At 65.7% G+C, this 5,789-nt stretch carries 5 protein-coding genes; 4 read left to right on the top strand and 1 reads right to left on the bottom strand.

Annotation, left to right across the window (positions count from 1 at the left end; genetic code table 11):
- The coding region (locus tag I71_RS29755; RefSeq protein WP_042702898.1) for a fumarylacetoacetate hydrolase family protein at positions 1 to 744 on the bottom strand (744 nt) is incomplete at its 3' end.
- A gap of 167 nt (positions 745 to 911) precedes the next feature.
- Between I71_RS29755 and I71_RS29750 the strand changes: the two genes are divergently transcribed.
- From I71_RS29750 to I71_RS29735, 4 genes are all read left to right on the top strand, one after another.
- Positions 912 to 1,598 carry a GntR family transcriptional regulator gene (locus I71_RS29750; protein WP_042702896.1) on the top strand — a complete coding sequence of 229 codons (687 nt, stop codon included), beginning with the start codon at positions 912 to 914 and terminating at the stop codon, positions 1,596 to 1,598.
- Between the two features lie 182 nt (positions 1,599 to 1,780).
- Complete coding sequence (locus I71_RS29745; RefSeq protein WP_042702894.1) at positions 1,781 to 2,932, top strand: bifunctional nicotinamide-nucleotide adenylyltransferase/Nudix hydroxylase; 1,152 nt, start codon at positions 1,781 to 1,783, stop codon at positions 2,930 to 2,932.
- A gap of 84 nt (positions 2,933 to 3,016) precedes the next feature.
- The gene (locus I71_RS29740) at positions 3,017 to 4,756 is read left to right on the top strand and encodes an NAD+ synthase (RefSeq protein WP_042702892.1); all 1,740 of its coding nucleotides are present in this window, start codon (positions 3,017 to 3,019) and stop codon (positions 4,754 to 4,756) included.
- A 30-nt stretch (positions 4,757 to 4,786) separates the two neighbouring features.
- Complete coding sequence (locus I71_RS29735) at positions 4,787 to 5,743, top strand: nicotinate phosphoribosyltransferase (protein WP_042702900.1); 957 nt, start codon at positions 4,787 to 4,789, stop codon at positions 5,741 to 5,743.
- The last annotated feature ends 46 nt before the right edge of the window (positions 5,744 to 5,789 follow it).

Here is a 5,789-nt window from a genome sequence, read left to right as displayed (position 1 = left end):
GACGCCCGGCGGGGTGCCGGTGGTGATGACGTCGCCCGGCATCAGCGTCATGAACTGCGAGATGTGGGACACCAGGAACGGCACCTGGAAGACCATCGTCCGGGTGGAGCCGTTCTGCATCGTCTCGCCGTTGACCGACAGGGACATGGCGAGGTTCTGGACGTCCTCGATCTCGTCCTTGGTGACCATCCAGGGGCCGAGCGGACCGAAGGTCGGGCAGCCCTTGCCCTTCGCCCATTGTCCGCCGCCGCGCTCCAGCTGATAGGCGCGTTCGGACACGTCGTTGCAGACGCAATAGCCGGCGACATGGTTCAGCGCATCGGCTTCCGACACATAGGAGGCACGCTCGCCAATCACGATGGCGAGTTCGACCTCCCAATCGGTCTTCTCGGATCCCGGCGGGATCAGCACGGTGTCGTCCGGACCGACGATGCAGGACGGCGCCTTGTTGAACAGCACCGGCTCCGCCGGGACAGGCATGCCGCTTTCCGCCGCATGGTCGGCATAGTTCAGGCCGACAGCGATGAAGTTGCCGACGCCGGTCACGCATGGGCCCAGCCGCACCGAACCCGAGACCACGGGCAGATCATCGACCGACACCGACCGGATCCTGTCCAGGCTGCTCTTGCTCAGCGAAGAACCGTCGATGTCCTTGACAACCGACGACAGGTCCCGGATGGAACCATTGTTGTCGATCAGACCCGGCTTCTCTTCACCGGGAGTCCCGAAGCGAACGAGTTTCAAAGCGTTGTCTCCTTGCACTGACCAGCCTTGCGGTCATTCTCCAGGGCGGTCATTTTCCAGGATTGCTGCGTTACCATACAGTTTCCATGGATCATATTTTCTGTCAATGGTTTTCGAATGAGGGTAGGATTTTCGAAAATGTGGGTGCCGGGTGGGAGAAAGCGATCATGAAGGACCGTGCCGAGGCACGCACGCTGGCGGGCGACGCCTATGCCGTCATTCACCGGGCCATCCGGTCCGGCTTGCTCAAGCCGGGCCAGCGCCTGCGGTTCGCCGATCTGCAGGCATTGTGCGGCATGAGCGTTTCGCCGGTGCGCGAGGCGCTGGTGCGGCTCACGGCCGAAGGCTTCACCGTCTCCGACGATCACCGGGGCTTCTCGGTCGCTCCGCTGTCGATTGCCGAACTGCTGGACATCGTCGGCACCCGCAAGCTGCTGGAGGGCGAGGCGCTGCGGCTGTCGATCGAGCATGGCGATTCGGAGTGGGAGGGCCGTCTGCTGGCGGCGCACCATGTGATGTCGCGCCTGCCCCGTGAGCGCGACGACCTGCCGACGGCGATACGGGAGGATTGGGACCAGCGGCATGCCGATTTCCACCGCACCCTGATCTCCGCCTGCCGGTCGCCGATCCTGATCGAGATGTGCGAGAAGCTGTTCGTCCGGGCGGATCGGTACCGCCGCCTGTCGGTCAGCGTCCCCAACCAGTCCCGCGATGTCGTTTGCGAACATGAGCGGATCATGACCTGTGCGCTCAACCGGAACGCCGATGAAGCGGTGGCTGCCCTGAAGGAGCATTACCAGCGGACCGCCGATGCCGTGGAGAGGTTGTTTCAGGACGGTGCAGCGACGGAGTGATCGGTCCGGCCGCCGGCTTTTTGGGCGGCATGCTGGCCGTCCGAGTCAATGCGGCGGGGAACGGTCGAACGCAGTGCTCCGAAAGAGCGTGCGGGATGAGCTTGAGAAATGCCCGCCATGACCGTATCGTTTGTGTGCCGCAGATAGACTGCGGAATTCTTTCAGCAAGGAGCTTGCTGAGCATGACCGCCACCACTGTGTCCGGACGCGAGTCCGGTACCCTGTCCTTGACGAAGAAGACCACGGCCCCCGGCCCCGACGGCTCCTCAGCTGTCCATTCCGCTTCGGCCTATGACTTCATGGTCTTCATCGGCCGTTTCCGCCCGTTCCATCTTGGCCATCTCACCGTCCTGCAACAGGCGCTGTCGCTCGGACGGCATGTGGTCGTTCTGGTCGGATCGTCGCGTCAGGCGCGCAGCCACCGCAATCCCTTCCGCTTCGAGGAGGTGCGCTCCTGCGTCCTGGGTGCGTTCCGGCCGGAGGAGCGCGAGCGCATCACGGTGCTGCCCCTCATCGACCGCTACAACGACCTGGAATGGATCCGCGATGTCCAGGCCGCCGTGCATGGCGTCGTCGCACAGCACCATCGGCCTGCCGATGGCTCGGCCCCCAAGGTCGCCCTGATCGGTCATTCGAAGGACCACAGCAGCTACTATCTGCGCATGTTCCCGCAATGGGGCGCCGTGGAATGCGGAAATTGCCGGGGGATTTCGGCGACACCGATCCGCGACGACTATTTCGCCGACGCCCCGGCGGCGCTGGAAGCGTGGAAAGAGGCACTGCCGGCAAATGTCGCCGCCTTCATGGCGGAGTTCGCCGGCAGCGACGAATACAGGCGGCTGGCCGAGGAGAGCGCCTACATCGCCAAATACAGGGCGGGGTGGGCAAATGCCCCCTACCCTCCGACCTTCCTGACCGCCGATGCCGTGGTGGTCCTGTCCGGGCATGTCCTGCTGGTCGAGCGCCGGGGCTTGCCCGGACGTGGCCTGCTCGCCCTGCCCGGCGGCTTCGTCGGCCAGCATGAGCGGATCAGGGATGCCATGATCCGCGAATTGCGGGAGGAAACGAAGCTCAAGGTGCCGACGGGCTTTCTGGAAGGCGGCATCCGCGCCAGCCAGATCTTCGATCACCCCTACCGCTCGTCGCGCGGGCGCACGGTGACCCAGGCCTTCCTCATCCAGCTCAAGGCCACCGACGAGGGCTTCCCCAAGGTGCGCGGCGGCGACGACGCCAAGTCGGCCCGCTGGATGCCGATCGCGGACATCGATCCGGAACGGATGTTCGAGGATCACTTTCACATCATCCAGACACTGATCGCCCTGTCCAACAGCTGACGCAATGCCTGCCCGGCGTCGCACTCCAGCATGACGACCAAGCCCGCCGGACAGACCGGCGGCATTCGGCAAAGGAGCTTTGCCATGTCCAGCGCATCTTTCAGCACGTCTCCCACCGCTCTGCGCATCATCTGCGTCCAGGCCAATCCCACGGTCGGCGCGCTTCAGGGCAACTTCGACATCGTCCGCCGCCACCGCGAGCGGTATCGCGGCAAGGCCGACCTGCTGGTGTTCAGCGAGTGTTTCGGCACCGGCTATCCGCTTCAGGATCTCGTGCTGCGTCCGGGGTTCCGGCGCGATTTCCGTGACGCGCTCGACGCGCTGGCCGGCGAGATGCGCGGCGATGGCGGACCCGCGGTGCTGGTCGGCGGTCCGCTCGACGGTTCCGCGCTGCCCCACAACGCCGCCTTTCTCATCGAGACCGACGGGTCGATGAAAATCGTGCTGAAGCATACCCTGCCCAACGACGAGGTCTATGACGAGAGGCGGGTCTTCGCGCCCGGCCCGCTGCCCTCCCCCGTCGATTTCCGCGGCTTCCGCCTGGGCATCGCCATCTGCGAGGATTTCTGGCACGGCAAGGTCGCCCAAGCCCTGGCGGCAGAAGGCGCCGAAGTGCTGATCGTGCCGAACGGTTCGCATTTCAGGACCGGGAAGCAGGCGGTCCGCCTTGCCATCGGCCGCCGCACCGTCAAGGCCACCGGCTTGCCGATCCTCTATGTCAATCAGGTCGGCGGGCAGGACAGCCTGGTGTTCGACGGGGGAAGCTACGTGATGGACCGGGCCGGGCTGGTGATCGCGCAGGCCGGATTCCACGAATGCGACTTCGACATCACGGTGGAACGCGGCGAGGACGGTGGGGTCGACCTGCGGCGCGGCGATGTTCTGGGCATGGTGCAGAACGGCTATCCTGACGAGCCGGAGGCCATGTACCGGGCGCTGGTGCTGGGCCTGCGCGACTATGTGAACAAGAACGGCTTTCCCGGCGTCGTGCTCGGCATGTCCGGCGGGATCGACAGCGCCCTGTCTGCCGCCGTCGCGGTGGATGCGCTGGGCGCCGACCGTGTGCTGCTCGTGCGCATGCCGTCGCCCTACACCTCGGCTGAGAGCATGGAGGATGCCGAGCGGGCGGCGGCCCTGCTCGGCACCCGCCTGCTGACCGTGCCGATCGCACCGGCGATGGACGCCTTCGACGGCATGCTCGCCCCGGTCTTTGCCGACCGGCCGGTGCCGGCGGGCGACACCACCTTCGAGAATGTCCAGGCCAGGATCCGCGGCATGACCCTGATGGCGCTGTCGAACCGGCTCGGGCTGATGGTGCTGAGCACCGGCAACAAGAGCGAGATGAGCGTCGGCTATGCCACACTCTATGGCGACATGTGCGGCGGCTATTCGGTGCTGAAGGATGTCTACAAGACGGTCGTCTTCCGTCTGGCGCGCTGGCGCAACACGCAGTGGCCATTCGGTCCGGGGCCATCCGGCCTGCTCGGCCCGCAGGGTGCCGTGATGCCCGACCGCATCATCGCCAAGCCGCCGAGCGCCGAACTCCGCGAGGGGCAGACCGACGAGCAGGCGCTGGGGGCCTACGAACATCTCGATGCGGTGCTGGCGACCATGGTCGAGGGCCTGACCGGTGCCGACCGCGCCGCCGAGCTGGCGAGCGTTGCGGTGGGACAGACGATCTCCACCGCCTATGCCGAGCGCATCGGCCGCATGACGGCCCGTGCGCAGTACAAGCGCGACCAGAGCCCCCCGGGCGTGGTGGTCACGGAACGGACCTACGGGCCGGGCTGGCGCCTGCCGGTCACCAATCATTACGGGCTGTGACCCGGTCAGCGAGAACAGGAGGTTTCAGCCATGCTCGTCAATTTCAGCGGCCGCGCCCACAACCACAATTTCGCCACCGACTTCATCGTCCGCTCGCTGTTGGACACCGACTGGTACAAGCTGGCGATGCTGCAGTTCATCTGGCGGCATTTCCGCGATGTGAAGGTCCGCTTCAGCCTGATCAACCGCACCCGCTCGGTGAAGCTGGCGCGGATCATCGACGAGGCCGAACTGCGCCGCCAGCTCGACAATGTCCGTTCGCTGCGGCTGAAGCGCTCGGAGGCGGTCTGGCTGCAGGGCAACACCTTCTACGGCCAGCGCGGGATCTTCCGGCCCGAGTTTGTCGCCTGGCTCGCCGACGAGTTCGCCCTGCCCGACTACCGGCTGTCGGAGGAGGACGGCCAGTGGCGCCTCGATTTCGAAGGGTCCTGGGCGATGACGACGATGTGGGAGATCTATGCCCTCAGCGTCATCAACGAACTGAAGACGCGCGCCGCGCTGGCCAGCATGACCGAGACCGAACTCGACATCCTCTATGCCCGCGCCAAGGTCCGCCTGTGGGACAAGATCGAAAAGCTGCGTCCACTGGAGGATCTCAGCCTGTCGGATTTCGGCACACGGCGGCGGCACAGTTTCCTGTGGCAGGAATATGTGGTGGAGACGATGGCGGCCGAGCTCGGGCCGCGCTTCATCGGCACATCCAACACCCACCTCGCCATGAAGCACGATCTGGAAGCCATCGGCACCAACGCACACGAGTTGCCGACGACGGTCGCGGCCCTGGCACGAAGCGACGACGACCTGCGGGTGGCGCAATATGACGTCCTGCGGCTGTGGCAGGAGACCTATGGCGGCGCGATGCTGGTGTTCCTGCCGGATACCTTCGGGTCGACCCAGTTCCTGAAGGACGCGCCGGAGTGGGTGGCGGACTGGACCGGCATGCGGGTGGACAGCAAGGACCCGGTGATGGCGGGCGAGGATATATAGGCTGGCTGGAGCGGCATGGCGCGATCCCCGCGAGAGCGCGTGCTGT

Source organism: Azospirillum sp. B506 (genome assembly GCF_000333595.1).
Classification (GTDB): Bacteria; Pseudomonadota; Alphaproteobacteria; order Azospirillales; family Azospirillaceae; genus Azospirillum.
This window is presented reverse-complemented; position numbering and strand designations above follow the sequence as displayed.

What these genes read in the sequence shown, in the direction of transcription:
- I71_RS29750 (WP_042702896.1), top strand. Translation starts at nt 912, where the DNA reads ATGAAGGACCGTGCCGAGGCACGCACGCTGGCGGGCGACGCCTATGCC.
- I71_RS29745 (WP_042702894.1), top strand. Translation starts at nt 1,781, where the DNA reads ATGACCGCCACCACTGTGTCCGGACGCGAGTCCGGTACCCTGTCCTTG.
- I71_RS29740 (WP_042702892.1), top strand. Translation starts at nt 3,017, where the DNA reads ATGTCCAGCGCATCTTTCAGCACGTCTCCCACCGCTCTGCGCATCATC.
- I71_RS29735 (WP_042702900.1), top strand. Translation starts at nt 4,787, where the DNA reads ATGCTCGTCAATTTCAGCGGCCGCGCCCACAACCACAATTTCGCCACC.